General features: G+C 37.1%; 26 protein-coding genes. 6 read left to right on the top strand and 20 right to left on the bottom strand.

The window, feature by feature from the left end:
• Positions 1-123: 123 nt before the first annotated feature.
• Positions 124-327, bottom strand: a complete 204-nt coding sequence (locus tag ABVM52_RS01060) for a DUF2892 domain-containing protein (RefSeq protein ID WP_405382847.1) — start codon at positions 325-327, stop codon at positions 124-126.
• 214 nt (positions 328-541) lie between these two features.
• On the opposite strand from ABVM52_RS01060, the gene ABVM52_RS01055 reads away from it, so the two are divergent.
• Positions 542-1423: a sterol desaturase family protein gene (locus ABVM52_RS01055; protein WP_405382845.1), complete on the top strand. Its 882-nt coding sequence runs from the start codon at positions 542-544 to the stop codon at positions 1421-1423.
• A gap of 26 nt (positions 1424-1449) precedes the next feature.
• Here ABVM52_RS01055 and ABVM52_RS01050 read toward each other — a convergent pair whose 3' ends face one another.
• The 9 genes from ABVM52_RS01050 to ABVM52_RS01010 form a co-directional block, all read right to left on the bottom strand.
• Entirely contained in the window at positions 1450-1719 is a 270-nt protein-coding gene (locus tag ABVM52_RS01050) for a heavy-metal-associated domain-containing protein (protein WP_405382843.1), read from the bottom strand.
• 3 nt (positions 1720-1722) lie between these two features.
• Positions 1723-2364 carry a DUF3365 domain-containing protein gene (locus tag ABVM52_RS01045; RefSeq protein ID WP_405382841.1) on the bottom strand — a complete coding sequence of 214 codons (642 nt, stop codon included), beginning with the start codon at positions 2362-2364 and terminating at the stop codon, positions 1723-1725.
• Positions 2365-2382: 18 nt separating this feature from the next.
• Positions 2383-2727 carry a rhodanese-like domain-containing protein gene (locus ABVM52_RS01040; RefSeq protein WP_405382839.1) on the bottom strand — a complete coding sequence of 115 codons (345 nt, stop codon included), beginning with the start codon at positions 2725-2727 and terminating at the stop codon, positions 2383-2385.
• A gap of 84 nt (positions 2728-2811) precedes the next feature.
• A complete protein-coding gene (locus ABVM52_RS01035; protein WP_405382837.1) occupies positions 2812-3474 on the bottom strand; it encodes a peroxiredoxin in 663 nt (220 codons plus the stop codon).
• 186 nt (positions 3475-3660) lie between these two features.
• Positions 3661-5070, bottom strand: coding sequence for a rhodanese-like domain-containing protein (locus ABVM52_RS01030; protein WP_405382835.1), 1410 nt, complete (start codon positions 5068-5070; stop codon positions 3661-3663).
• Between the two features lie 184 nt (positions 5071-5254).
• Complete coding sequence (locus ABVM52_RS01025) at positions 5255-6670, bottom strand: rhodanese-like domain-containing protein (protein ID WP_405382833.1); 1416 nt, start codon at positions 6668-6670, stop codon at positions 5255-5257.
• An 83-nt stretch (positions 6671-6753) separates the two neighbouring features.
• Entirely contained in the window at positions 6754-7554 is an 801-nt protein-coding gene (locus ABVM52_RS01020) for a sulfite exporter TauE/SafE family protein (protein ID WP_405382831.1), read from the bottom strand.
• Between the two features lie 70 nt (positions 7555-7624).
• Positions 7625-8257, bottom strand: a complete 633-nt coding sequence (locus ABVM52_RS01015; protein ID WP_405382829.1) for a Crp/Fnr family transcriptional regulator — start codon at positions 8255-8257, stop codon at positions 7625-7627.
• 7 nt (positions 8258-8264) lie between these two features.
• The gene (locus tag ABVM52_RS01010; protein WP_405382827.1) at positions 8265-8654 is read right to left on the bottom strand and encodes a DUF983 domain-containing protein; all 390 of its coding nucleotides are present in this window, start codon (positions 8652-8654) and stop codon (positions 8265-8267) included.
• Between the two features lie 187 nt (positions 8655-8841).
• Between ABVM52_RS01010 and hemN the strand changes: the two genes are divergently transcribed.
• Together hemN and ABVM52_RS01000 are read left to right on the top strand one after the other, a co-directional pair.
• Positions 8842-10203: an oxygen-independent coproporphyrinogen III oxidase gene (hemN, locus tag ABVM52_RS01005; protein WP_405382825.1), complete on the top strand. Its 1362-nt coding sequence runs from the start codon at positions 8842-8844 to the stop codon at positions 10201-10203.
• A 44-nt stretch (positions 10204-10247) separates the two neighbouring features.
• Positions 10248-11069: a universal stress protein gene (locus ABVM52_RS01000; protein ID WP_405382823.1), complete on the top strand. Its 822-nt coding sequence runs from the start codon at positions 10248-10250 to the stop codon at positions 11067-11069.
• A 78-nt stretch (positions 11070-11147) separates the two neighbouring features.
• Here the strand turns inward: ABVM52_RS01000 and ABVM52_RS00995 are convergent, their stop codons facing one another.
• From ABVM52_RS00995 to ABVM52_RS00950, 10 genes are all read right to left on the bottom strand, one after another.
• Entirely contained in the window at positions 11148-12599 is a 1452-nt protein-coding gene (locus ABVM52_RS00995; protein ID WP_405382821.1) for a vanadium-dependent haloperoxidase, read from the bottom strand.
• Between the two features lie 64 nt (positions 12600-12663).
• Positions 12664-13155 (bottom strand): GTP-binding protein, encoded by a 492-nt coding sequence (locus ABVM52_RS00990; RefSeq protein WP_405382819.1) that lies wholly within the window; start codon positions 13153-13155, stop codon positions 12664-12666.
• Between the two features lie 27 nt (positions 13156-13182).
• Positions 13183-13887 carry a sulfite exporter TauE/SafE family protein gene (locus tag ABVM52_RS00985; protein ID WP_405382817.1) on the bottom strand — a complete coding sequence of 235 codons (705 nt, stop codon included), beginning with the start codon at positions 13885-13887 and terminating at the stop codon, positions 13183-13185.
• Between the two features lie 3 nt (positions 13888-13890).
• Positions 13891-14337: a FixH family protein gene (locus ABVM52_RS00980; RefSeq protein ID WP_405382815.1), complete on the bottom strand. Its 447-nt coding sequence runs from the start codon at positions 14335-14337 to the stop codon at positions 13891-13893.
• 13 nt (positions 14338-14350) lie between these two features.
• On the bottom strand, positions 14351-15769 hold the full coding sequence (ccoG, locus tag ABVM52_RS00975) for a cytochrome c oxidase accessory protein CcoG (protein ID WP_405382813.1): 1419 nt from the start codon (positions 15767-15769) through the stop codon (positions 14351-14353).
• Positions 15770-15813: 44 nt separating this feature from the next.
• Positions 15814-16770 carry a cbb3-type cytochrome c oxidase N-terminal domain-containing protein gene (locus ABVM52_RS00970; protein ID WP_405382811.1) on the bottom strand — a complete coding sequence of 319 codons (957 nt, stop codon included), beginning with the start codon at positions 16768-16770 and terminating at the stop codon, positions 15814-15816.
• Complete coding sequence (locus ABVM52_RS00965; protein WP_027067528.1) at positions 16767-16958, bottom strand: cytochrome c oxidase subunit IV; 192 nt, start codon at positions 16956-16958, stop codon at positions 16767-16769. The genes ABVM52_RS00970 and ABVM52_RS00965 overlap by 4 nt, the downstream gene beginning before the upstream one ends.
• A gap of 11 nt (positions 16959-16969) precedes the next feature.
• Positions 16970-19168, bottom strand: coding sequence for a cytochrome-c oxidase, cbb3-type subunit I (ccoN, locus tag ABVM52_RS00960; RefSeq protein ID WP_405382809.1), 2199 nt, complete (start codon positions 19166-19168; stop codon positions 16970-16972).
• A gap of 120 nt (positions 19169-19288) precedes the next feature.
• Positions 19289-19468 carry a cbb3-type cytochrome oxidase assembly protein CcoS gene (gene ccoS / locus ABVM52_RS00955; protein WP_405382807.1) on the bottom strand — a complete coding sequence of 60 codons (180 nt, stop codon included), beginning with the start codon at positions 19466-19468 and terminating at the stop codon, positions 19289-19291.
• A gap of 245 nt (positions 19469-19713) precedes the next feature.
• A complete protein-coding gene (locus tag ABVM52_RS00950; protein ID WP_405382805.1) occupies positions 19714-22107 on the bottom strand; it encodes a heavy metal translocating P-type ATPase in 2394 nt (797 codons plus the stop codon).
• 197 nt (positions 22108-22304) lie between these two features.
• Between ABVM52_RS00950 and rpiA the strand changes: the two genes are divergently transcribed.
• From rpiA to fsa, 3 genes are all read left to right on the top strand, one after another.
• Entirely contained in the window at positions 22305-22982 is a 678-nt protein-coding gene (gene rpiA / locus ABVM52_RS00945) for a ribose-5-phosphate isomerase RpiA (protein WP_405382803.1), read from the top strand.
• A 454-nt stretch (positions 22983-23436) separates the two neighbouring features.
• Positions 23437-25467, top strand: a complete 2031-nt coding sequence (locus ABVM52_RS00940) for a transketolase family protein (RefSeq protein WP_405382801.1) — start codon at positions 23437-23439, stop codon at positions 25465-25467.
• A 24-nt stretch (positions 25468-25491) separates the two neighbouring features.
• On the top strand, positions 25492-26145 hold the full coding sequence (gene fsa, locus ABVM52_RS00935; RefSeq protein WP_405382799.1) for a fructose-6-phosphate aldolase: 654 nt from the start codon (positions 25492-25494) through the stop codon (positions 26143-26145).
• Positions 26146-26900 lie beyond the last annotated feature (755 nt).

The raw sequence follows: 26900 nt of genomic DNA, 5'->3' as shown, positions 1-26900 counted from the left end.
AATTTAATAAATATAACGGTTAAATATTGCTGTATGTGTAACAAATGTTACATAAGCTTAAAATAGTATCCGTGCTATGTAAAATTTATGAAATAGGGCAATTAATGAACAGGAAAAAAAATCTTACTTTATTTTACAAGTATTTACTCCAAGTAACGTATAAAGCGGACAAAAACTGACAAAGGTTGTTAATATTAAAATACCGGCTATAGCGGCCATTATATATCCTAAGGTACCTGTAACGGTATCGGTATAAAAGGTGGTTAGGAGAGCAACGGCAATAAATATTCTAATAAAACGGTCTGTACTTCCCATATTTTTTTTCATGATGTGTTGTTTTAAATTATGTAATGTTTTTAACCTTTAATAGACAAAATAAACCTATTGAATTTTGGTAAATATATTACCGCAATGTAAAGGAAATCAAAATAATAGTGTATGATTTTGGTCATATTCGGTATTGCATTCATAAGGAATGTATAGGTAACATAGGTTACATATTTCAGGATTTAAATGTGGTATTTTTGTAAAAATCTATTTCATGGAAGCATATATAGAGGCGTTTTTAAATGCAATAACAGGAACATTAAGTTGGACATGGAAATCTATCATTTTCAATGTACCATGGTACCTTAACTATTTCTGGGGACTCATTTTAATTTCACTTGTTGTTTGGTTTTTGGAAATTACTTTTCCGTGGAGAAAAGAACAAGGTGTTTTTAGAAAAGACTTTTGGTTAGATGGTTTTTACATGTTTTTCAATTTCTTTTTATTTGCTATTGCCATTAGTGGAATTTACAAAATACTAGGGGTGTTCTTTGAAGATATAGGCATTAAGGCTAATAGTTTGGCTCTAATAGACACATCACATTGGCCTATGTGGGGTCAATTGTTATTATTTTTTATCGTCTTGGATTTTGTACAATGGTTTACCCATGTATTATTGCATAAGTACGCTTTTCTTTGGAATTTTCACCAAGTGCACCATAGTGTAAAGGAAATGGGTTTTGCAGCACATCTTCGTTACCATTGGATGGAGAATATTTTTTATAAGCCTTTAAAAACATTCGGTGTTATGATCCTTGGTGGATTTGAGCCGGAGCAAGCCTATATTGTACATTTTGCTGCCATAGCCATTGGGCATTTTAACCATTCAAATATAAAGATTACTTGGGGACCTCTTAAGTATGTATTAAATAACCCGGTGATGCATTTGTACCATCATGCCTATGATTTGCCACCTGGTAGATATGGTGTTAATTTTGGTATTAGTTTAAGTGTATGGGATTATATTTTTAAGACCAATTACATACCTGAAGATAGTGGTAAGGTTAAATTGGGTTATCCTGGAGATGAAGATTTACCACAAAATTTTATAGGTCAGATAACTCACGGTTTTAAAAAAAGAAGAAGTAATCAGTAATTACTTCTTCTTGGTAGCTTTTGGGTTTAATCTGATAGCTTGCCCGTGGCACAGCTCACAAAAGACTTTGCTTTAGAGAGTACCGAATTTTCTTCATCTAGACTTGGGTAACCAATAGATTTTAATTTTGATTTTACCGTAGCAATATCTTCTTGCTTTAAAACATCAAAAGAAACCGATGACGTTTCAATAGTTACCGATACATTCGTAACAGTAGGAATTTCTTCAAGTTTGGATATTATTGTTTTGGCGCAGCCGCCACATTTTAAATTTTGAATAGGAATTATTGATGTCATAGTTTAATTATTTTGTTCGTTGTTGAAACTTATGCTCCAAATACCTCTAACCTCATTTTCCTTGTAGCCAATAGCCTTGTCATTTGGATATTTTTCTTGTAATAAATGGGTGACTTTTGGGTCTATATTCTTTTCTGGTACACCATGGCAGTTTAGACACATGGTATTAGTGACAATTGGTAAATAAAATTGGGTATTGCCATTTTCAGTGGTTAGTATAGGTTCATAAGATTCGTTATTCTTGATTTTTGATTTAAAACTTTCAATATACTCAAGCTCTTTTTTGTTTGCTTGGTTATTGGTATTTCTTGGTTTGTCACTAACTCTTTTAATTTTTGCATGATGCACAATTGCCATACTATCTGTTAGTGGATATGCCTTTTCATTACAGAATGCTACGGCACCCAGTACACCATTATTTTGAATGTTAAGTAGCAAGTTCCTGCCTAAGACCTTTTGTGTACTCTGTGCATACATTTTACCTTTTTCCACTAATAGACTATCATTGTTTTTTAGAATACCGGCATTATCATTAGTATTGACAGATTCATTTACAACTTTATCTATAGGTCCTTGTTTAATTTTTGGTGAATCTTTGCACCCGATAATAAAAAGCACTCCAAGTATTAAAGTGAGCTGTTTCATTTTTTAATCAATTTTATATTATTTCCAAGCATTATAACCACCTCTTAAATCATACACTTGTTCAAAGCCCATGTTTAAAAGCTTGCGTGCGGCTTTTTGACTTCTTGCACCAGACCTACAATACACATAAACCGCTTTTTCTTTATCTAATTTTTCAAAATAATTCTTAAAATTACTGGGTTTAAATAGATCTACATTAATTGCACTTTTTATATGGCCACTAGCATATTCAGATGCTGTTCTTACATCAATTGGTTTTATATTGTTGGTGATGATTTGGGTAGCGTATTCATTCTTGTTTAATATGCTAATGTTGCCAGTAGCTTTTTCTTTTTTACCAAATAGGGTGCTTAAAAATGACATTGTATTTTATTTAAAATTAATATTCAATAAAAGAAAGTAACGATCTATGAATATGACCGTTACTTTCACAACCAACCAATAAAATTAGTTTAGACTCTTCTTGGCCAAATACCAATCTACCTTTTCTAAAGTATCATCTGAAATACGACTGTTAAGTTCATCTAGAGTCTTTGGAGGAGAAACAATGACTTTTTCACCTTTTTTCCAATCTAATGGCATAGCAACTTTATGTTTGTCCGATGTTTGCAATGCCTCTAGCGCCCTTAGAATTTCGTCCATGTTTCTACCAACGTTTAAAGGGTAGTACATTATTAGGCGAATTTTTTTCTTAGGGTCAATAAAGAAAACGGCACGAACTGCTGCAGTTTCACTTTCATTAGGTTGAAGCATTCCATATTTTTTGGATACTTTCATATCCAAATCCGCTATGATAGGAAAATCAAAGTAGACACCTGTATTTTCGCGTACGTTTTGTACCCAACCTAAATGTGCATGTACACTGTCAATACTTAAACCTAAAAGTTCTGTGTCAAGCGCATCAAACTCTGGTTTTCTAATGGCAAATCCGCTCATTTCCGTAGTACATACTGGCGTAAAATCTGCAGGATGAGAGAACATTACTATCCATTTATCCTTCGCAAATTCTGATAGTTTTATTTTTCCCTTAGTGGTTACGGCTTCAAAATCAGGTGCTATGTCTCCAATTCTGGGAATACTTATTACTTCGTTATTCTGTATTGTTTCCATGTTCTTTTAATTTTACTTAAAGGTATAGATTGGATAGGTTTAGAACAGTAACACTGGTTACATAGCAGAAAACAAATCAAAAAAAAAAAGAGGAAGCTTTTTTTAAAAAGTATCCTCTTTTACATCAATCAAACTACCATAGGGCAGCATCAAAAAAACTCAATCAAGCTTTAGTTTTTAATTTACTTATAATGTTGTTGGGCAAACAAATTCACTTACCGGTATATCTGTCTCCTTAATATCTTTAAATCCGCCTTTTACATCTATTAGGTTGTGAACTCCTCTGCTTTTTAAAATAGATGACGCGATCATACTTCTGTAACCACCTGCACAATGTACATAGAAGGCTTTTTTATTTGGGAACTCTGAAAGATGGTCATTTAAAAAATCCAGTGGAGTGTTTTTGGCATCTATAACGTGTTCAGAAAGGTATTCAGATTCTTTACGAACATCAAATACTGGTACGTGATCGGTTTTAATAGCTTTCTTAAGTCCATTTGCATCAACCTGACTAACGGTATCATACTCCATTGCGGCTTTTTTCCAAGCATCGAAGCCGCCTTCCAAATACCCTAAAGTTCCATCAAAACCTACTCGTGATAATCTAGTAACCGCTTCTTCTTCCATTCCTATTGGGGTAACCAATAAAATGGGTTGTTGTACATCTGCAATTAAGGCACCTACCCATGGGGCAAAACTGCCATCTAATCCTATAAAAATAGAGCGTGGAATATGTCCTTTGGCAAAATCATCTTGGTGACGAACATCTAAGACTATGGCACCTGTTTCATTTGCTGCAGCTTCAAATGCTTTTGGGGAAAGAGCTCTTGTACCACGTTCTAAAACTTCCTTTATATCTTCATACCCTTCTTTATTGAGTTTTACATTTAAGGGAAAGTATTGTGGTGGTGGCAGTAGGCCATCAATAACTTCATCAATGAATTCTTCTTTGGTCATATCTGAACGTAGGGCATAATTCATTTTCTTTTGGTTGCCCAAAGTATCTACCGTTTCTTTCATCATATTCTTGCCACAGGCAGAACCGGCACCATGAGCAGGATAAACGATTACGTCATCTGCTAAAGGCATAATTTTTTCGCGTAGACTGTCAAATAAAAATCCGGCTAGGTCGCGCTCCGTCAGTTCACCCATTTTCTGGGCAAGGTCTGGTCTACCAACATCACCTAGAAATAACGTATCACCACTAAAAATAGCATGGTCTTTACCTTTTTCATCACGTAATAAATACGTGGTGCTTTCCATGGTATGACCAGGAGTATGTAAAGCAATGATAGTTATATTGCCTAATTTAAATTCCTGATTATCAGCTGCTATTACAGCATCAAAAGACGGATTTGCATTAGGTCCGTATATAATTTCCGCACCGGTTTCTTTTGCCAAGGTTACATGACCGCTAACAAAATCGGCATGAAAATGGGTTTCAAATATATATTTGATCTTGGCATTATCTGCAGCAGCTTTTTTAATATAGGGCTGTACTTCTCGTAGGGGGTCTATAATGGCAACCTCTCCATTGCTTTCAATGTAATACGCACCTTGTGCTAGACAGCCGGTATATATTTGCTCTACTTTCATAGTTTCATATTTATTATTGATACAAAATTACATCTGTAAAATACAGTGCACAGTAACCTAGGTTACATTTGCTTAATAATCGAGATGTAAATGTGCCGAAGCTTGCCCCGAAAATTAGTTATTGTTAGAAAAGATAAAAGCCTTGTGGTATACAAGGCTTTTAATTTTTAGAACTATTAATTTTTTATAATAGGGTAGAGGGGCAAACATATTCCGTTTTAGGAAGATTTGTTTTTGAAATAGCTTCAAATCCGCCTCTAACATCGGTAAAATCTTTCCATCCTCTTTGTTTTAAAATAGAAGCGGCAATCATACTTCTGTAACCACCAGCACAATGTAAAACAAACGGCTTGTCTTTTGGAAATTGAGCTAAATGCTGATTAATTTCATTTAAAGGAACGTTTATGGCGTCTATTACATGTTCAGAATCGAACTCGCTCTTTTTTCTAACATCGATGATCAAGGATTTATCTTTAGAGTATGAAGCTTCTAAATTGGAAGCATCTATTCTTTTTATGGTTTCAAAATCTTTTCCCGAGTTTTTCCATGAATCAAAGCCACCATCTAAAAAACCTACGGTATGATCATACCCAACTCTTGCCAAGCGGGTAATGGCTTCCTCTTGTTTGTCTTTATATGTTACCAACAAAATTTCTTGTTTAATATCCGGTATCATTTCACCAACCCATTGCGCAAAGCTACCTTCAAGACCTATGTTGATACTATTGGGTATAAATCCTCTTGCAAAATCTTCTGCATCTCTAGTATCTAGAACCAAGGCTCCCGTTTCATTCGCAACGGCTTCAAAAGCCTCAGGGGAGAATGGGGTAGTGGCTCTATCCATTATGTTGTCTAAACTCTCATAACCTTTAATGTTCATTAAAACATTTTTAGGGAAATACCCTGGGGGAGTGGTAAGACCGGTCAATAGTTCTTTGATGAACTCTTCTTTGGTCATATCTGGTCTTAACGCATAGTTTACTTTCTTTTGATGCCCTAAGGTATCTGTAGTTTCTTTGCTCATCATTTTACCGCAAGCAGAACCTGCGCCATGATTTGGATAAACGATTAAATCATCGCTTAAGGGCATAATTCTATTTCGAAGAGAATCGAATAAATGTCCGGCTAGTTTTTCTTCTGTTAAATCTGCAACTACATGTTGAGCAAGATCAGGTCTACCAACATCGCCAATAAAAAGGGTGTCTCCGGTAATAATGCCATGTTCTTGGCCTTTTTCGTCAATTAAAAGGTAGGTAGTGCTTTCCATGGTGTGTCCTGGGGTATGAATTACCTTTACCTTAAAATCTCCTACCTCAAATAGCTGATTGTCTTCTGCAGTTGTAGCCTTGTAGCCCGGTTTTGCACCAGGGCCAAATACTATTTCTGCTCCTACTTTTTTCTGTAAGTCCAAATGGCCGCTTACAAAATCGGCATGAAAATGGGTTTCAAAAACGTACTTGATTTTTGCATTATCTTTTTGGGCACGATCTATATAAGGTTGTACCTCACGTAGCGGGTCAAATACCGCAGCTTCTCCGTTACTTTCAATATAATAGGCAGCGTGTGCCAAACATCCGGTGTAAATTTGTTCTACTTTCATGTTGTTAAATGTTTTGATTACTACTATAAAAGTATTCTATGTAAAGAATCTGTACAGTGACATTGGTCACATAAGCGAAATTTTTATATAAAGAATTCCATGTAGAAAATAAAAGCGGCCATAACTAGAATAAAATAGCCGAAACCTTTCTTGAGTTTTTTACCGTCTATGAAATTACTTAGGTAGCTGCCAATGAAAATACCTATAAAGGATAGTAAAGTGAATATGGCCAGGAATTTCCAATTTATGAGCATGGTCAAGGCATCGCCAAGAAAGAAGCCCATTAAAGATTTAATGGCAATTATGATTAATGAAGTGCCAACGGCTACTTTCATTTCAACATTTGCCAAAATGACCAAAGCGGGAATAATCAAAAATCCGCCACCGGCGCCAATTAATCCGGTAATACCGCCTACTATTAATCCTTCCAGTAAAATTAGTGGATAATTATACGAGACCTCTCCGGTCTTAATGATGTTCTTTTCTTTTTTGAGCATGGAGTATGCAGCCGGTATCATTAATACGGCAAAAAGTCCGAACATTGCCATTCTACGTGTAAACTCAAATTCTTCAATTTGAAAGAGTACATCTGGCATTGCAGGTACTACGTAATGTCTAACTAAGGTTACCCCGATAATAGCGGGAATACCGAAAACAATAGCCGTACGCCAATCTACATAACCTTTAAGGTGTTGTTGCCAACCACCTAACAATGCACTTGCCCCAACAATAAAAAGAGAATATGCTGTTGCGGCTTTTTCGTTAATTGAAAAAAGATAGGCTAAAACGGGCACTGCCAATATAGAACCACCGCCACCAATAAGCCCTAATGAAACTCCTATGATCAAGGCGCTGAAGTAACCAAAAAACTGTAAAATTTCCATGTGATATGTTTAGTATCACAAAAGTAGAACGTCAAAAAAGCCTGTGCAGTAACAATGGTTACAGAGGAAATTATAAATCTAAAATCTCTAGGTAATTACGGTGAAGTTTTATTTTACCCATTTCTTCTAATTTTTTTAATAGTCTAGAAATCACTACCCTTGAACTATGAAGGTCATAGGCAATATCTTGATGGGTACTATGAATAATATTATCTTTTGTTACCCTAGATTTTTCTTTCAAGTAGCTAACTAACCGTTCATCCATTTTTTGAAACGCAACATTATCCAATGTGCTCAGCAGTTCATTAAGCCTTATATGATAGCTATTGAATACAAAGTTTCTCCAAGATTTATATTTTGCGGTCCATTCTTCCATTTTCTGAATGGGAACCATTATCAACTTTGCATCGGTTTCTGCAATGGCCCTTATTTCACTTTTTGCATCGTTTATGCAGCAAGCCATGGTCATGGAACAAGTATCCCCTTTTTCTAGATAATAGAGTAATAATTCATCACCGTCCTCATCTTCCCGCAAAATCTTTATAGCGCCAGATATGAGTAGGGGCATACCCCTTAAATAATCTCCAATTTCAATTAGTTTGAAACCCTCCGGAACCTCTTTAAAAGTACCTACCTGAACAATTTCATTGATGAGCTCATTTTCAAAGATAGTACCGTACTGTTCTTTTAAATCTTGTATCATATCAAACTTAATTAACGTTCTGCGCTATGTGCTTATCAAATTTAAAAAAGAAATTGGCCCATATAATCTTAGAGACCGCAGCAATCCAAGGCATGGTCAATACCAAAGCTACAACAATCAAAGTGAACAATGTACCTATACCTATGTCCAGGCCAAAAAGCAAGGTCAGCACATAAACCGCAACGGCAACCGCAATACCAACGGCATACGATACATACATGGATCCTGTATAAAAACTAGGTTCTATGCTGTACTTTAGTTGACACTTAGGGCAGTGTTTTTTCACCTTATTAAAATTACTTAATTTATAAGGGTTAGCTTCTAAAAATTTCCCTTTATGACATCTGGGACACTTAATAAAAAGTATACTGTATAGCTTGGTGCCTTTTAATAGCATATGATAAAAATTTAGAACAAAGTTATTGGTTTGCCCTATTTAAGAACGTAACAAAAGTTACATATGACTTAGTTTTTGGACTACATTTTATGCATTTAAAATTAACGGTTGAATTACCATACGAAACTGATAAAAATCATATTATTTTTTAGGACGGGTACATAAGTTTGTGGTAAAACTAAATACTATGTGTTCGCTAGTTCAAAAATATAATGTACCTGGGCCAAGGTATACAAGTTACCCAACCGTACCATTTTGGAATATAAATACCTTTTCCGGTAAAAAATGGGAAGAAACGGTCAAGAAAAGTTTCCATGCGAGCAATTCCATTTCAGGGATAAGTCTTTATATCCATCTGCCTTTTTGCGAAAACATGTGCACGTTCTGCGGATGTCACAAACGTATAACCAAAAGGCATGATGTAGAAATGCCCTATATTAAATCCGTTTTAAAAGAATGGCGGTTATATAGTGCAATGTTCAATGAAAGGCCTATAATTAAAGAGTTACATTTAGGTGGAGGTACACCAACTTTTTTTAAACCAGAAAATTTAAAATATCTTGTTGATGGCATATTAAGATTTGCCAACAAGGCAGATGAAGCTGAGTTTAGTTTTGAAGGCCATCCTAACAACACCACTAAAGAGCACTTACAGGCATTATATGACGTAGGATTTAAACGAGTAAGTTTTGGAGTTCAGGATTACAATGAAACCGTTCAAAAAGCAATTCACAGAATTCAACCATTTGCTAATGTAAAAAATGTTACCGTATGGTCTAGGGAAATTGGGTACACCTCTATAAGCCATGATATTATTTTTGGACTTCCACATCAAAAATTAGAGCACGTAATCAATACAATAGAAAAGACCAAAGAGCTAAGGCCAGACCGTATTGCTTTTTACAGCTATGCACATGTGCCATGGTTGGCAGGTAATGGTCAACGTGGGTATAATGAGAAGGATTTGCCGGCAGGAGAAGAAAAAAGAAAACAGTATGAGGCGGGTAAGGAACTTTTGTTAAAATTTGGTTACCATGAAATTGGCATGGACCATTTTGCTTTGGAAACAGATTCATTGTACAAGGCTATGGTAACTGGTAGTTTACATAGAAATTTCATGGGTTACACTAGTTCCAATACACATTTAATGGTTGGTTTGGGTGCATCTAGCATTAGCGATAGCTGGTACGGACTTGCACAGAACGTCAAAAATGTTGAAGAATATCAGAATTTGGTCGAGCAAAATATCATACCGTTGTATAGGGGTCATATTTTAACGGAAGAAGACCAAATTATACGAAGACATATCCTAAATTTAATGTGCCAGTTTAAGACATCTTGGAGTGCTTATAAACTGTATCTACCTCAGATGAGCAGTATATTGGAAAGGTTAAACGAACTGGCAGATGACGGTATCATTGAAATTACGGAAGGCAATTTGAAAATAACGGAAAAAGGAAGACCCTTTGTCCGTAATGTTTGTATGGCCTTTGATTTACCACTGCAAAAAAAATCACCAGAAACCAAGTTGTTTTCAATGACCGTATAAGCACTGAATTAGATTGATTAATATGAACTTAAAATAAGAAATTGATGAAAAAGATTATTGTACTTACAGATTTTTCGGAACAGTCCAATCACGCACTCAAGGCTGCGGCAGATTTAGCCAAAAAATTTGGCGGGGAACTTTTGGTGGTTCATATGTTAGAACTTAATCAAGCTTTATTCACGTCACCTGATGGTGTATACGCGGAACAGACCGTATTTCTGGTTAAACTAGCAGAGAAAAATTTAGAGGAGTTTTTGGCCAAGCCTTTTTTAGAGGGACTAAACGTAACGCCAATAATTAAACATTATAAGGTGTATAGTGAATTGGATACTATTGCAGAAACTCATAGTGCGGATCTAATTGTTATGGGGTCTAATGGAACAAATGGGTTTGAGGAAATTTTTGTAGGTAGTAATGCTGAACGGGTTGTACGCAATGCTACCGTACCCGTTTTGGTCATTAAAGGAGAGGTGACGAATTTTTCTATAGAACGATTTGTTTTTGCATGTGATTTTAATGATGATAGTTTACCGGCATTTCAAAAAGCAAGGGAGTTTGGAGAACTTTTCAAAGCATCTATGGAGGTGGTTTATATTAACACTCCCAATGATGATTTTATGAGCAATAGGGATGCTTACCAAAAAATAAATAAGTTCTTGAATAAGGCAAACGCCGCTAATCAAGTAGAAGTTTATAATGATTACAGTGTAGAACAGGGTATTATAAATTATGGAAATACCGTTTTAGCGGATGCCATTGCCATACCTACACATGGCCGTAAGGGCATATCACATTTTTTTAATGGAAGCATAGGTGAAGATGTAGTAAATCATGCTAGAATTCCCGTTATTACCTTTAAGATATAGTTACTAACCACATCTATAAACAAAAGTAAACCCAAGGCAATTGCCTTGGGTTTACTTGTACTATGATTTTAATAGTTTTTAATGGCCTAAATGTTCATTATAAAATTTCCATGCTTGATGGGCAACATCTCTTCCTAACTGTAACCCAGCTATATTATCTGCCTGTATATGGTAACCGCCCATAACCCTAGATATGCCGGCCATATTGGCGGCTTCTGTAAATGTAGGGAAACTGATGGTTACCGGTTTTCCATAATGTTGTTCATCTAATTCGGTTAAACTTCCCGGTATTAACTCTACGGATACCCCAAAATGATCATCTCCGGTAAAAAGTCGCAATACCTCTGCACAACCACCACTTATAGTACTGTGACCCGAAGTATAGCTAGGAAAAGGAGGGCATAGAAATACATCTGGTGAATAAGGTCTCCATTCCTGTCCTTTCATTTCTATAATGCCTTTTCCCGGTCCGCCCCAAGCTTTTATCGTTTTATCTTTATTATATTCATGTACCAGGGCATAAGGTCTTGCATAGTCATAGAACATTTTTGAATCCCATGAAGCTATAAAAGCATCCATAGCGGTGATTTCCGTTAAGAAATACATTTTCACATCTTGATCCAAGGTATGGTTGTCACGGCGAGAAACGTCCTGTGCAAATTTTAACCAGTGCCCCGCTTGCTGAACAGATTGCGGTCCGTCTCGCATAAATTCTACCAATGCTTTATCTTCATCAGAAAGGTTGGCTTGCAGATCCACTACTTCTTTTACTTCTTGTTTTAATTGCTCTGAGCCTACCATGGGTGGCGGGCCAGGTCTAAACTGATCGGCAGAAGTCATGGTAATGGGGGTTACTTTTTGCCAGTAGGGCGTTAAACAACTTGGAGCGTATTGACCTCCTTTGCCATCGGAGAAATATTTAGGCTGCCAACGGTTAATATCGGTGCTTTCATCTGCAGTGTTTACAGGACTGTAATTGGTGTAATCATGATAAGGAACTCCATTAGAACCGTCAACTTCACCATATTGGTTGCTACCGTCATTCTTTCTAGCTTCTATGGTAGCTTTGGCGGCTAAATTTCCAATACCTTCTGGGGTACTGGGGTCCTTGGAATTATTGTCCGGGTCCATCCCTAACTCGATCATAAAATCCCTGAACATATCCGTATCGGAAAAGTAATATTCTTTCATGGCACCAAAAGCCGCATAACTAATGGCAATTTCCTTGTTTTTAAGGGTTTGTTCGGCATTAGGTCTTCTTTCTACACCAGAAAGATAAACCGGTATTGCCTTTTGGTCATATCTAGACCAGGCATCAAAAATGGAGGTGAATATCAATCCTAAAAATCTAGAGGTTATTGTGGGTCTTGGTTTAAACTTTTCGGTGTCGGAAGCCGTAGCGTCCAACGCCATTTTTCCCCATTTATAAGCAATGTTCTCAGTACCTGTTGGTTCAATATTCTGTTGCTGGCCATTAACTTTTAGTTGCACCGAAAATAGGAGTAATAAAAAAATAAAAATGTGTTTCATTGGTTTGGTTATTAGGCTTTTAATTACGATTCAAATATAGGAAAGTGAGGTTTAAATTTTAAGTTCATTGTGTAAGAACATTCTGCATATAGTCTAATAATTGCTGCATTTGCGGTTTTCCTCTCTTTTTACCACTTCTACCTGCAAAATAAAGGACAAACCATACCACAACCAATATTGCCATAAAGCCAATTTGTAAATGGTATGTTTTGTTTAGTGATGCACTGGAATAGGCCCAAATGCCAATAATTATAAATAAAGTAGCGACTATAAAGTGTAGGAACATAAAGAAGGTCCATAGGGTAGGGTTAGGGCCAAAAACGCCATAAAGTTTACAGCTGATATCATCTATTTCTTCAAGCTCTAAATGTAATTGTGGAGACCAAAAGTGATGGTTTTTTTGATTGAACTTTATAAAAATGTGTTCATCTAGGCGTTTTACTAAAAAAGGATCAACCTTTGATTGTTCAAATTTGTTGAGAATAATTTTCTTGTTTTTGGGAATATGTAATTGAAACCTTGGGCGAAGCGCAATTTCGTTCGGTATTGGTTTCATGCTAATTGTAATTTTTGGCGGTTGCCGTTAGTTATGACATTCTATTGCACTTGATGCCAGTTGCGTTACTGGAGCTGGTGATAGGTAAGGTATTCCCAGACCTAGCCCTCTAAGTATAAAAAGGGCGCCTATAATTATAACAAAGACAGGAATGGCTCTTTGTACTTTTTGTCGAATGCCTCCTTTTAATAGATTGCTGAAATATATGGCAGCCGTCATAAGTGGTAAAGTACCTACGCCAAAAAGCATCATGTACAAACTTCCTTGCAAGGCATCGCCCATTGCAATAGAGCCAAAAAGTGCCATATAAACCAATCCGCAAGGTAAAAAGCCGTTTAAGAAACCTATGGTCAAGAATGTATCTGGAGATTTTTTCTTTAGTTCTTTGCCCAGTTGGTTCTTAACTTTTGATATGATCTTATAGATAGGTTTTGAAAGGTTGTATTTATTGAAGGTGTTGTACGGAATCAAAACAATCAAAATCATGATAATACCAATAGCGATAGAAAGTTTCTGTTGTATACCGAAGATGGACAGCCCTTTACCCAATAGTCCAAATACAAGACCTATTATGCCATAAGCCAGTAAACGCCCAAAGTGATAGATAAAGATTTGACCAAATTTCTTATAGTTATTTGTTCTATCTACCGGAAGCATAAAAGCTATGGGTCCGCACATACCAACGCAGTGCAGACTACCCATAAGACCTAATATGAGGGCAGAAATTAACATAGGTTAAAAGGTTATACTTTTTTTATATAAAAATTCTTTTCCGGCATATTCCCAGAAAATTTTAATATCCCAACGACCATCCAACAATTGTTCATCAGGTATGAGGAATTTTGAATTATTCAAAGTAATTGGTAAGTCAAAATCCAAATTCTTGTTGGATGGTCTATATAGGGATACGATACCTTTTATATTGGTATCATCATAACCAGCAGGGAAAATAACGAGTAAACCCTCTGGAGATTCTTTTAATTCTATTTGTGATAACGCTGTACTTGCATTGGTCTCCGCATCTATTTCTTTTTGGTAACCAAGTTCGGCCTTATAGTATTCTTCGGTAACCAAATCATGGTTGGCGTCATGACTGGTGGTCATTTTGACCACAAAAAACATGATGAAACTTATAAAACCTATAATAGCTATGACGATACCGGTACCCCAATTAATTTTCATGGTGCTTAATTTTTTATTTATAACTACGTGGCGCTAAAAAACGAGCCGTAGTGGTCTCAATTAATTTATCATTACTGTACACCCCAATTTTGAGGTTATTTTTATCGCCACTTAAGGCAGAGGCATTAATTTCTATGAACAACGTACCTTCTGCCAGCGCTTCTGGTTGAACATCAAAATTCTCATTTCTAACCAATTTAATTTCCCCTTTGGGTGATATTAATTTAAAATGGACATCTTCAACCGTCTTCGTTGTTTTGTTCAATAATTTATAGGTATAGACATTGCTAATGATGTTCCCGTCCTTGTGTTCGTAAAGTTGCCCTGGCAGTCTTAGAATATTGGCTTCAAGGTCGTTTCTCAAAAACATCATACCAATAAGCACTCCGGTTAATATGATAAGCACTGCGGTATACCCTTTTAAACGCGGTGTAAACTTAAATTTTTCCTTTTTGGTAATTTCATCTTCGCTAGCGTAACGGATCAAACCTTTTGGCAGGTTTACTTTTTCCATTATGGTATTGCACTCATCAATACAAGCGGTACAGTTAACACATTCTAACTGTGTTCCATTTCTAATATCTATACCTGTTGGGCAAACGTTCACACATTGAAAACAATCAATACAATCTCCATGACCCAATGCTTCACGGTCTTCATTTTTACGCCATTTTTTTCTGCCGTTTTCAGCTTCACCACGTTTATGGTCATAAGCAACCACTATTGATTTGTTATCCAGTAAAACCCCTTGCATACGACCGTAAGGGCAGGCAATAATACATACCTGTTCTCTAAACCATGCAAAAACAAAATAGAATACCGCAGTAAATATAAGCAGCGATACCATGGTGCTAATATGCTGTAACGGACCATCGGTGATGTACTGTATCAAACGGTCACTACCAATTAAATAGGCTAAAAAAACGTTTGCAATAATGAATGAAATGATAAAAAAGATGAACCATTTTAAAGCCCGTTTTCTAATCTTTTCGGCATTCCATTCTTGCCTGTCCAATCGCATTTGAGCTCCTCGATCTCCATCTATCCAATATTCTATCCTACGAAAAACCATTTCCATAAAAATGGTCTGCGGACACATCCATCCGCAGAAAATACGACCAAATGCAACGGTAAATAATGCTATGAAAACCACCCCAATGATCATAGAGATAACAAAGAGGTGAAAATCTTGCGGGTAGAATGGAAAACCAAAGATGTTAAAGCGCCTTTCGAGCACATTGAACATTAAGAATTGATTACCGTTAATTTTTATAAAAGGAGATGCGATCAAGAAAACAAGTAGGGCGTAGCTCACATATTTACGATACTCGTAAAGTTTACCACTTGGTTTTTTAGGAAATACCCAAGCCCGTTTTCCATCTTCCTTTATGGTGCCGATAGAATCCCTGAAGTGATCTTGATCTTGTGACATTTTATCTCTCTTTAATCATTTAGTAGGCATGGCCAACAATAAATTTAGTTCATGGTAACCGAAGCCGAATCAATTTCAACTTCAGGAGCCGCTGTATCTACAGGATTTTCTACTTCAGGTGCGTTGGGGTCTACCCAAATATCGCCCTCTGGAGCTTTAGGATTGGCAGGAGTTGTACCTTGAAAACTTAAAACATAACTAGCTACCTGAGCGATTTCCGCTGGTTTTAAGTTTTGTTTCCAGGCGATCATACCTTTACCGTCACGACCACCTTCAGAAATGGTGTTAAAGACATTTTTTATGCCTCCACCAAGAATCCAGTTTTGATCGGTAAGGTTTGGACCAATACCGCCACCACCATCGGCCATATGGCAAGCTACACAGTTGCCTTCGAAAATACCTTTACCGGCACTTAGGTCGGCCGCATCGGTTAATAGCTCTACTGTATTAGCATCTACCAAGCCTTTAGCTGTTTTTTTATAAGCTTCAATTTCTAATTGTGCAGCAGCAACCTCTTGCTCGTATTCAAGGTCTTGGTCATAATCATTAAATACATGAAAACGTGCCAAGTATATAACACCAAAAACGATTGAGGCATAGAAAAGATATACCCACCAAGGCGGTAGATTGTTGTCTAGCTCACGAATACCGTCGTAGTTATGGTCAAGTATAATCTCTTCTTCAGATTCTATAGGCTTACTGCCCAACATTTTGGAGTACATTTTTTTACCCCATGTCCATTCCCACTTTTTTTCCTTCTCTGCCATGTATCTTACTTTGGCCTCATCATCCAAGGTGTTGTAGAGTACATTTTCAATGGCTTGCACAATAAATGCAATTGCGATCAGTAGCAATAGGATAAGAGCCATAAAACCGAACATTAATAAAGGATATGTAATGAAAGCCGGTTTATCACCACTATCAATATAAACTTCCATAAGTACGATGACCAAGAAAAAGGCCACGGTTATTCTAAACCACCAGGCTGTATTGTTTTTCATAATTCGTTATTTAGTTGGTTATCTTCTTCTAAAGGCAATTCACTAACTTCTTTGATGTACGATTTTGATGCGGTAATGACCCACCAGAATAGCAATGTGAAAAACACAAAGAATATTAGTAATGATATCATGGGGTAGGTTGCTACGCCATCTATCGTTTCCATGTAACCTTTTACAAATTTGAACATGTTTTTTAGTTTTAGTTGTCAGATAATAATTCACCGGTTTCCTTCACCTTAATGTCCGTACCTAAACGTTGTAGGTAGGCAATTAAGGAAATAATTTCACGATCTCTCATTTCTATAAATTCCTCTCCATTTTCAGCAGCATATTGTTTGTCGGCTTCATAGGTCTTTGCAAAATCGGGATCACTGTAAAGATTCTTTTCGATCTGTTCGGCTTGTGCATCCATTGAGGCTTCGGCATTTGCAATATCCTCATCCGTATACGGTACGCCAAGGGTAACCATTGCTTCCATTTTAGCCTGAATATCGCTTCTGTCATGCTCATCTCTTATTAACCAGGCATAGGCGGGCATTATGGATCCTGAAGAGGTACTCTGTGGATCGTACATATGGTTCAAGTGCCAGTTATCGGAATATTTACCACCAACCCTCAATAAATCTGGACCGGTACGTTTACTACCCCAAAGGAACGGGTGGTCATAAACAAATTCACCAGCTTTGGCATATTCTCCATAGCGCTCCACCTCACTTCTAAACGGACGAACCATTTGTGAGTGACAGCTTACACAACCCTCACGAATGTAAAGATCACGACCCTCTAATTCTAAAGGAGTATAAGGTTTAACACTAGTAATTGTAGGTATGTTGGATTTCACCAAAATGGTCGGCACAATCTGTATGATACCACCGATAAGGATAGCGATGGTAGCCAATATGGTCAATTGAATAGGCTTACGCTCTAACCAAGTATGAAAGGTTTCCCCAGCAGTTCTTTTCTTTGAAACGCGAGTAAGTGCTGCAGCCTCTGCCAACTCGTCTTCTATAACGCTACCAGCTTTTATAGTGCGTACAACGTTGTATACCATTACAATAGCACCAACAATGTATAGACTGCCACCAATGGCGCGCATCCAGTACATAGGCATAATCTCGTTTACGGTTTCTAAGAAGTTACCGTATACCAAGGTTCCATCAGGATTAAAATCTTTCCACATTAAAGCCTGGGTAAATCCGGCAACGTACATTGGTAAGGCATAAAGAATGATACCTAAGGTTCCAATCCAGAAATGGAAATTAGCCAATGGAGTGGAAAATAGTTTTTTCTTGGTCATTTTAGGAACCAACCAATAGATCATACCAAAGGTTAAGAATCCGTTCCATGCTAAGGCGCCTACATGAACGTGAGCAATGATCCAATCACTGAAGTGGGCAATGGCATTTACGTTTTTAAGAGAAAGCATTGGACCTTCAAAAGTTGCCATACCATAACCGGTAATAGCGACGACCATAAACTTTAAAACAGGGTCTGTACGTACTTTGTCCCAAGCACCGCGTAGGGTTAAAAGTCCGTTGATCATACCACCCCATGACGGAGCCAATAACATGACAGAAAATGCAACCCCTAAGTTCTGTGCCCAATCTGGCAAAGCAGAGTATAAAAGGTGGTGCGGACCAGCCCAGATATAGATGAAGATCAGTGACCAGAAGTGGACAATAGACAGTCTATAGGAGTAAACTGGTCTGTTGGCCGCCTTGGGTACAAAATAATACATAAGCCCCAAGAAAGGAGTGGTCAAGAAAAACGCTACCGCATTATGGCCGTACCACCATTGCACCAGGGCATCTTGTACACCTGCATACACAGAATAACTTTTTAGGGCGGTAACCGGTAATTCCAAACTATTGAAAATATGAAGTACCGCAACGGTTACAAATGTTGCCAAATAGAACCAGATGGCTACGTAAAGGTGGCGCTGTCTTCTTTTGATCATGGTACCGATTAGGTTAACGCCAAAAGCGACCCAAACTAAAGCAATGGCGATATCTATAGGCCATTCAAGTTCAGCGTATTCCTTAGAACTGGTGTACCCTAACGGTAAGGTAATTGCAGCGGCAACGATAATCAACTGCCAGCCCCAAAAGTTGAACTTACTCAGAAAATCGCTATACATACGCGCTTTCAACAAACGTTGCGTAGAGTAGTAGACACCGGCATAGATAGCATTACCTACAAATGCAAAAATTACCGCATTGGTATGCAAGGGGCGTAAACGACCAAAGCTTAACCATGATATACCGTCGGTCAAGTTTGGGAACATGAACATAAAGGCTAACAATAAGCCCACGGACATACCCACTATACCCCAGAACATGGTTGCATAAAGGAAATTTTTCACGATTTTGTTATCGTAATAAAACTGCTGTACTTCCATAATTATACTTGTTTATTTAGTTGGATTTTAATTTTCTAAATGGAGAACAGAGAGAAAAGAATTTAGAGAATAGACTCCTATTAATTCGCAATTGTCCTGCATGTTGAATTATTTTACTCTTTACTCTTTACTCTTTACTCTTTTAATTTTTGTCTTTACCAATTCATCTTCAAAAAGCATACGGACTGAAGGGGTGTACGAGTCATCATATTGACCTTGCTTCACCGATATTATAAAAGCGATAAAAAAGATGATTGCCACGACTAGGCTGATCGTCAATAAAACATAAATTACACTCATACCTACCTGAATTATGATGTAAAATTAGGAGTGGAAAAACCCTTATAAAATGACAATTGTCATACTTTAAAGTTTTTCATAACTATTGATGCTTTTGAGTTATTTTAATGAAGAAATTAATTATTTATATTGTTGACGGTCAATAAGTTGTGTTGAATTTTATTGTCTATTAGTTGTAATTGAAAGAATTGCTACATACTATTTATTGGGACAGAAACAGGATGCCAATAATAAATAGCTAACTATTAGGAAAGTTTTCTTCCTATAAGGTTGGTCATAATTGTGGTAAATATCACTATGCTTATAGAACTTAAGGGCATAAGAATAGCGGCAATGACTGGTTCTAGCTGTCCTGTTACAGCAAAGTATAAACCCACGCAATTGTAAAGCAAGGAAAGGATAAAGCTCATTTTAATAACACCCATGGCCTTTTTAGATGCAAGTATGTAACTATAAAGCTGTTGAAATTTTGATGCATCTAAAATAGCATCACATGCAGGGGAGAAGACATTTATATTTTCGGATATGGCAATACCTACATTACTTTGAGCCAAAGCACCGGCATCATTAAGTCCGTCACCCACCATTAGCACTTTTTTGCCCTGTTCCTGTAAGGTTTTAATAAAGGCTAATTTATGTTCTGGTTTTTGGTTAAAGAACAACGGGGTGAGTTTAGGCAATATAGCTTCTAACCGTGATTTTTCGCCCTCGTTGTCTCCCGATAAAATTGCCAAGCTCATGGTCTGCGACATATTTTTAAAAGTAGTGGAGAGTCCTTCCCTATACTGATTTTGAAAAATATACCTGCCTTTATATGTATTGTTGGCACTTATGTGCATTGAGGTGTCCAATACATTTTCAGATAAGGCTTTGCCCACAAAATTTGCTGAGCCAATTTTCATTTTAATAGCTCCCTTACTACTTTCCAACCCCTTACCTATATGTTCTTCATATTCATCTAAGGTGATGATATTCTGCTCTTTGAGCAGATCATATAAAGATCTGCTTAAAGGGTGGTTAGATGCCCTAATGGTGTTTTTTAAAATAGATTCTTCTTCAGGGGTCAATGGCATTCCCTCATAATAAGCGGTACTTTTTTGGCTAGTGGTTATGGTACCGGTCTTATCAAAAATGGCAGTATCTATTTTGGCTAGTTGCTCAATGGTCTGCGTATTTTTAATGTAGAATTTTTTCTTGCCAAATATGCGTAACATATTTCCTAGGGTAAAAGGAGATGCCAAGGCAATGGCGCAAGGGCAGGCAATAATCAATACGGCCGTGAATACGTTCAATGCCTTTGACGGGTCAACATATAACCAAAAAGCGGTAGAAATAAAAGCAATGGAAAGTACTGCTATGGTAAAACGCTTACCTATACTATCGGTAAGGTTTTGAAATGTGGTGCTCTTATCGGTTTTGAATACGGCGTTGCCCCATAATTGCGTAAGATAACTTTGTGAGACAGATTTAGAGGCTTTCATTTCAATAACACCGTTAAGTTGTTTGCCACCTGCAAATACCTGCTCTCCAATTTCTTTGGTGACAGGCTCTGATTCACCCGATACAAAACTGTAATCAATTTGTGCGTTTCCATAGACCAAAGTGCCGTCTACGGGAATCATTTCTTCATTTCTAATCAATATTCTATCTCCCTTTTCTATATGTTGAACCGGCACGGTCTCTTCTTTTCCATCAGTTTTTAATCGGGTAATCGCAATAGGAAAGTATGACTTGTAATCACGCTCAAAAGATAAAAAGCTATAGGTTCTTTGTTGAAAAAATTTACCAAGTAACAGAAAGAACACCAACCCTGTGAGGGAGTCAAAAAAGCCGCTACCAAAATTAAACGCGATATCAAAAGTACTTCTTAGAAAAAGAACAAGAATACCCAGTGCAATGGGTACATCTATATTTAAGAGCTTGGCACGTAGCCCTTTAAATGCCGATACAAAATAATCCCACCCAGCATAAAAAACAACAGGCAATGAGAAAATGAACATGAGCCAGCGAAAAAGGTTTTGGTATTTGTTCAACCAATATTCTCCACCCGAAGCAGCACTTGAACCCAAATCAAAATATTCTGGAAAGGATAGAAACATTACATTCCCAAAGGCAAAGCCGGCAACGCCAAGTTTGTAAATAAGGCTTCTGTCGGTCGCTTTTTTCTTTCCTTCAAAATCCTCCAAAGAAATATACGGTTCATACCCAATTTTAGCTAAGAGCAGTACTAGGTTCTTTAAACTGAACTCTTTTTGGTAGGTAACGCGTATGGTTTTCTTTGGAAAATCTACCTGAGAACTTGTAACATGTTTGTTGAGTTTATTTAAGTTTTCCAATATCCAGATGCATGAACTGCAATGAATAGTGGGTATGTAAAGATTAACGATCTGTACGTTACCATCATTAAATTCTAATAATTTGGAAATGATATCCTCATTATCAAGAAAATCATACTTTCCTTCAATGGCGTTTGGGGTAGTGCCGGCAGCTTCCTGTAAATCATAGTAATGAGATAGGTCGTTGGTAGAAAATATTTCGTAAACGGTCTTGCAACCAGAGCAACAAAAAGACTTCTCTTCAAAAGTTATGAGTTGTCTATCACAAGGGTCACCGCAATGAAAGCAATTTGTAGTTTGCATAGTATAAGACTAAAACTTGAGTCAAAGATGCTAAGGATGCCATTTTAAACCTATGATATATGTCAGATATTAAAATTTTGCATATGCCAAGTTATGGGTATCACTAATTTAATAGCTTTTGCAAAATTTGAATCAAGAGCTTCGGTTTATTATGGATATCTTTAGCGCCGTAATTATGAATTTTTAATTGGTTTAAAGTGAGTGGTGTAAACGAGAAGAAAGTTGCGGCCTTGGAGGCGGTAAAATATGTGAAATCTGGTATGAAGGTAGGTTTAGGTACCGGGTCAACTGCCTTTTATATGATAGAGGCTATAGGGGAGCAAGTAAAAAATGGACTTAAGATCAAAGCGGTTGCAACATCCGTAGAGACAGAAAAATTGGCCAAAAAATTGGGAATAGAAATTATTACCCTTGCCGAAGCAAAAAGACTGGACATCACTATTGATGGAGCGGATGAGGTCAATGAAGATTTCCAATTGATCAAAGGAGGTGGCGGAGCCCTTTTAAGGGAAAAAATTGTAGCACATAATACCGATTTAAATATCATTATTGCAGATTCTTCTAAAAGTGTATCCCGCTTAGGGAAATTTAAATTACCTATAGAAACCATACCGTTTGCTACCCAATTGATTATTGAAGAACTAAAAACCATGAAATTGTCTCCTGTACAGCGTTTACGTGGGGACCAAGCATACAAAACAGATGAAAACAACGATATCGTAGATATTGATATTTGGAATTGTGAAGACGCATTACAAGTCTTGGAGGAGCGTTTAAAGTCCATACCCGGCATTGTGGAAACAGGGTTGTTTTTAAATACCACCAATGTGGTCATTTTGGGGCAAGGGGAAAAAGCGGTAAGTAGAAAAAGGTAGGCGAATCACCACTTTCTTAAAATATAAATGAGGCACAATTACCTATGGCCGTTATTAGAAAAAAAAGCTTGGGATATATGCATGGTGCCACACAGAAATTATAAAAAATGTTATAGAATAATGTGGGCTGGGGTCAAAAATTGGTCCAGTAAAAACTATACAAATTTGAGAGCCTGTTTTTATTTTGAAGAATACGTAGTTATAATGTCATGTAATTGTCTTGTAATTAACGAATAAGAAGGGATATGGTTACTATTTTGTCTCTGAAAATATTTTCGAAAACCCTTTCGAAAGGCTTGGTAATCCATCCCATCGGTAGAATAAGGCTTATGACTTGAACGCTATAGAATTATGTTGCTTTAAATATTTTAATTAGCGCTTTAGATAAAGTATCTTTGGGTAGATTTTACAAAATCTAAAAAACACGAACCTTAAAAAATAATCTGATTAATAAATGAATAAGGAAATAGATCAATTAGCGGCGGATAATATTAGGGCATTGGCGGTTGCCATGGTTGAAAAGGCAAACTCCGGCCATCCTGGCGGACCAATGGGCGGTGCAGATTATATGCACATATTATATTCTGAGTTTTTCAACTATGACCCATCTGATATGCATTGGCCATTTCGTGACCGTTTTTTCATGGATGCAGGTCACCTTTCCACGTTAATGTATGCCCAGTATTATTTATTGGGTAATTACTCAAAAGATGATGTAGCCAATTTTAGACAATGGGGCTCTGTAACACCAGGTCACCCAGAGGTAGATGTGGCAAGAGGTATTGAAAACACATCAGGACCATTAGGTCAAGGTCACACCATGGGTGTGGGTGCGGCAATTGCGGCTAATTTCCTTAAAGCCCGTTTTGGGGATTGGATGAACCATAAGGTTTATGGATTTATATCCGATGGAGGTGTACAGGAAGAAATATCACAGGGAGCAGGAAGAATAGCAGGTCATTTAGGATTGAGCAACTTTATTATGTTCTATGATTCTAATGATGTACAGCTGTCCTCTAAGACCGATGAGGTTACTTCAGAGAATACCGCAATGAAGTATGAAGCATGGGGTTGGAAAGTTGTGACCATAGATGGTCATGATCATGAGCAAATTAGACAAGCGTTAAAAGATGCCAATGCCGAAACAGAAAAACCTACCTTGATTATTGGTGAGACCATTATGGGTAAAGGTTGTGTAACAGCAGATGGTACATCTTATGAAGGTTATACGGAACTACACGGTAAGCCTATTGGAGATACAGGGGCGGACTATGAGAAGACCTTGGTGAATTTGGGAGCGGATGTAGATAACCCTTTTGATGTTTTTGCGAAAGTGCAGGAATATTATGAAGATGTAATCAATAGAAAGAAAAGTGACGCCCATGAAAAAAAGAAAGAAATAGATGCATGGCGTGCACAAAATACGGAGCTATCGGCTAAACTAGATGGTTTCTTGGAAGGCAAAATGCCAGAATTGGATTTCTCTTCCGTTCAACAAAAAGAAGGTCAGGCAACAAGGGCGGCATCATCTAATGTGTTGGCTTATTTGGCAGAAAATGTAGAGAACATGATCGTTTCCTCTGCAGATTTATCCAATAGTGATAAGACCGATGGTTTCCTTAAGAAAACAAGTGTATTGCAAAAAGGAGATTTCTCCGGCGCATTTTTACAAGCTGGTGTGGCGGAGCTGACCATGGCCACGATTGCCAATGGTATAGCCTTACACGGTGGAGTAATACCTGTTGTAGCTACATTCTTTGTATTCTCTGATTATATGAAGCCGGCCATTCGTTTAAGTGCCATACAGGAGCTACCGGTGAAGTTTGTTTGGACCCATGATGCCTTTAGGGTAGGTGAGGACGGACCAACCCACCAGCCAATAGAACAAGAGGCTCAGATTCGTTTATTGGAAAAACTGAAGAATCACAGCCATGAGCAAAGCTTTGTGGCCCTACGTCCTGCAGATTCACAAGAAACCAACGTAGCTTGGAAAATGGCAATGGAAAACCAAAAGACCCCAACGGGACTTATTCTTTCCAGACAAGGAATTGGTGATGTTCCCGCTCAGGAAGGTACCCGTTATGAAGCGGCATTGGGAGCGGAAAAAGGTGGATATTTGGTACAGGAAGTAGCTGATCCAGATGTTGTACTTATTGCAAACGGTTCTGAAGTTTCTACCTTGGTAGCGGCAACAAAATTATTGGAAGAGAAAGAAGGGTTAAAAGTGAATATAGCCTCTATACCTTCAGAAAGTATTTTTAGACAGCAGTCAAAATCATACCAAGAAAAGATAATTTTGCCTAACAAACCGGTATTCGGACTTACGGCAGGTTTACCTGTAAACTTGGAAGGTTTGGCAGGACCAAACGGAAAAGTGTTCGGTCTAGAGCATTTTGGTTATTCTGCACCGGCAACGGTTCTTGATGAAAAATTTGGTTTTACAGGAGAACAGGTATATCAACAAGTAGTTGATTTTTTAAAATAAATAACAACATTAAATAAGATAAGGATGAAATTTTTTATAGATACAGCAAATTTAGACGAAATCAAGGAAGCCCAGGATATGGGTATTTTAGATGGTGTTACAACAAACCCGTCTTTAATGGCCAAAGAAGGCATTACCGGTGCGGAAAATATTCTGGCACATTACAAGAAGATATGTGATGTAGTTGACGGTGATGTTAGTGCCGAGGTAATTTCTACCGATTTTGATGGGATGATCGAAGAAGGAGAAAAGTTGGTTAAGATCAGCCCACAGATCGTAATTAAAGTGCCAATGATCAAAGAAGGCGTTAAGGCAATCAAGTATTTTTCTGATAAAGGATATAGAACCAACTGTACGTTGGTATTCTCTTCTGGTCAAGCGTTATTGGCGGCTAAAGCGGGAGCAACATATGTATCTCCATTTATTGGCCGTTTAGATGATATTTCAACGGATGGTTTAGGCTTAATTGCTGACATTCGTTTAATTTATGATAACTACGGATTTGAAACTCAAATTTTGGCAGCATCTGTACGTCACGTCATGCACGTTATAGATTGTGCTAAGATAGGTGCAGATGTTATGACCGGTGGATTAGGTGCTATTACAGGACTTTTAAAGCACCCATTAACTGATAGTGGTTTAGAGAAGTTCTTGGCCGATTATAAAAAAGGAAATTAAGTCGTAAGATTTAGTCTGTTGATAAAGAAAACCATCACTGAAAAGTGATGGTTTTTTTGTTTTATCTTAGGATGTATTTAGGTGGCATATAAGTACTTGTGTTTAGGCTTAATTGTTGTAAGTAAGCTTTTAAAATAATGTTTATATAGAGCAATTAGAGTAAAAGAATTTTTGCGTATGATAGGTTAGGAGTGGGTGTGGCTTGTATAGGAGGTGTTCTCTATTTTGCACTTATTTTGTTCATTACGGAGAAAAACATAATTCCTATTAATGGAAAAGTACAAAATGCTGAAGAAGTTACATCCGGGTTAATTCACAAGTACGGGAAAGTATGAAATCTGAACTTTTATCTTTAAATTCAGGAGGACTTTTTTCGTGTGAAAAGTTCACAAAATAAAGGCGGTACATTTCCAATCAGTGAAGTAAATGAGCAGTTATTAAGGTTTTATAACGTTCCAAATAAAACTGGAGAAGTTATTGCAACTTGGACGGAATAAAAATGCCTACATCAATATCTATATCAACTAGTTCATAAAATACTATACGTAAAAGCTTTTGTTAAGTGCGTAGACGGACACTCTACATTTACTTCCAAATGTCCTACTTTTCATATATTCAATCTCGTATATCATTAAAAAACGACCATAAATTATTGTCACAAATCTTTTAACAACAAAAAATATCCTTCGTTTGTTTTTCCTTCTCGTTTACCAAGTTTAGTTGTATTTTGCAGGGGTTCAAAATTGCCGAAAATT

The sequence above is a fragment of the Maribacter sp. LLG6340-A2 genome, from assembly GCF_045057105.1.
Lineage (GTDB): Bacteria > Bacteroidota > Bacteroidia > Flavobacteriales > Flavobacteriaceae > Maribacter.
The sequence above is the reverse complement of the archived record's forward strand: the minus strand, read 5'-3'. Positions and strand labels throughout refer to the sequence as shown.

Bases quoted from the DNA above. Each gene is read 5' to 3' on its own strand.
- ABVM52_RS01060 (WP_405382847.1), bottom strand. From the start codon at position 327: ATGAAAAAAAATATGGGAAGTACAGACCGTTTTATTAGAATATTTATT.
- ABVM52_RS01055 (WP_405382845.1), top strand. From the start codon at position 542: ATGGAAGCATATATAGAGGCGTTTTTAAATGCAATAACAGGAACATTA.
- ABVM52_RS01050 (WP_405382843.1), bottom strand. From the start codon at position 1,719: ATGACATCAATAATTCCTATTCAAAATTTAAAATGTGGCGGCTGCGCC.
- ABVM52_RS01045 (WP_405382841.1), bottom strand. From the start codon at position 2,364: ATGAAACAGCTCACTTTAATACTTGGAGTGCTTTTTATTATCGGGTGC.
- ABVM52_RS01040 (WP_405382839.1), bottom strand. From the start codon at position 2,727: ATGTCATTTTTAAGCACCCTATTTGGTAAAAAAGAAAAAGCTACTGGC.
- ABVM52_RS01035 (WP_405382837.1), bottom strand. From the start codon at position 3,474: ATGGAAACAATACAGAATAACGAAGTAATAAGTATTCCCAGAATTGGA.
- ABVM52_RS01030 (WP_405382835.1), bottom strand. From the start codon at position 5,070: ATGAAAGTAGAGCAAATATATACCGGCTGTCTAGCACAAGGTGCGTAT.
- ABVM52_RS01025 (WP_405382833.1), bottom strand. From the start codon at position 6,670: ATGAAAGTAGAACAAATTTACACCGGATGTTTGGCACACGCTGCCTAT.
- ABVM52_RS01020 (WP_405382831.1), bottom strand. From the start codon at position 7,554: ATGGAAATTTTACAGTTTTTTGGTTACTTCAGCGCCTTGATCATAGGA.
- ABVM52_RS01015 (WP_405382829.1), bottom strand. From the start codon at position 8,257: ATGATACAAGATTTAAAAGAACAGTACGGTACTATCTTTGAAAATGAG.
- ABVM52_RS01010 (WP_405382827.1), bottom strand. From the start codon at position 8,654: ATGCTATTAAAAGGCACCAAGCTATACAGTATACTTTTTATTAAGTGT.
- hemN (WP_405382825.1), top strand. From the start codon at position 8,842: ATGTGTTCGCTAGTTCAAAAATATAATGTACCTGGGCCAAGGTATACA.
- ABVM52_RS01000 (WP_405382823.1), top strand. From the start codon at position 10,248: ATGAAAAAGATTATTGTACTTACAGATTTTTCGGAACAGTCCAATCAC.
- ABVM52_RS00995 (WP_405382821.1), bottom strand. From the start codon at position 12,599: ATGAAACACATTTTTATTTTTTTATTACTCCTATTTTCGGTGCAACTA.
- ABVM52_RS00990 (WP_405382819.1), bottom strand. From the start codon at position 13,155: ATGAAACCAATACCGAACGAAATTGCGCTTCGCCCAAGGTTTCAATTA.
- ABVM52_RS00985 (WP_405382817.1), bottom strand. From the start codon at position 13,887: ATGTTAATTTCTGCCCTCATATTAGGTCTTATGGGTAGTCTGCACTGC.
- ABVM52_RS00980 (WP_405382815.1), bottom strand. From the start codon at position 14,337: ATGAAAATTAATTGGGGTACCGGTATCGTCATAGCTATTATAGGTTTT.
- ccoG (WP_405382813.1), bottom strand. From the start codon at position 15,769: ATGTCACAAGATCAAGATCACTTCAGGGATTCTATCGGCACCATAAAG.
- ABVM52_RS00970 (WP_405382811.1), bottom strand. From the start codon at position 16,770: ATGAAAAACAATACAGCCTGGTGGTTTAGAATAACCGTGGCCTTTTTC.
- ABVM52_RS00965 (WP_027067528.1), bottom strand. From the start codon at position 16,958: ATGTTCAAATTTGTAAAAGGTTACATGGAAACGATAGATGGCGTAGCA.
- ccoN (WP_405382809.1), bottom strand. From the start codon at position 19,168: ATGGAAGTACAGCAGTTTTATTACGATAACAAAATCGTGAAAAATTTC.
- ccoS (WP_405382807.1), bottom strand. From the start codon at position 19,468: ATGAGTGTAATTTATGTTTTATTGACGATCAGCCTAGTCGTGGCAATC.
- ABVM52_RS00950 (WP_405382805.1), bottom strand. From the start codon at position 22,107: ATGCAAACTACAAATTGCTTTCATTGCGGTGACCCTTGTGATAGACAA.
- ABVM52_RS00940 (WP_405382801.1), top strand. From the start codon at position 23,437: ATGAATAAGGAAATAGATCAATTAGCGGCGGATAATATTAGGGCATTG.
- fsa (WP_405382799.1), top strand. From the start codon at position 25,492: ATGAAATTTTTTATAGATACAGCAAATTTAGACGAAATCAAGGAAGCC.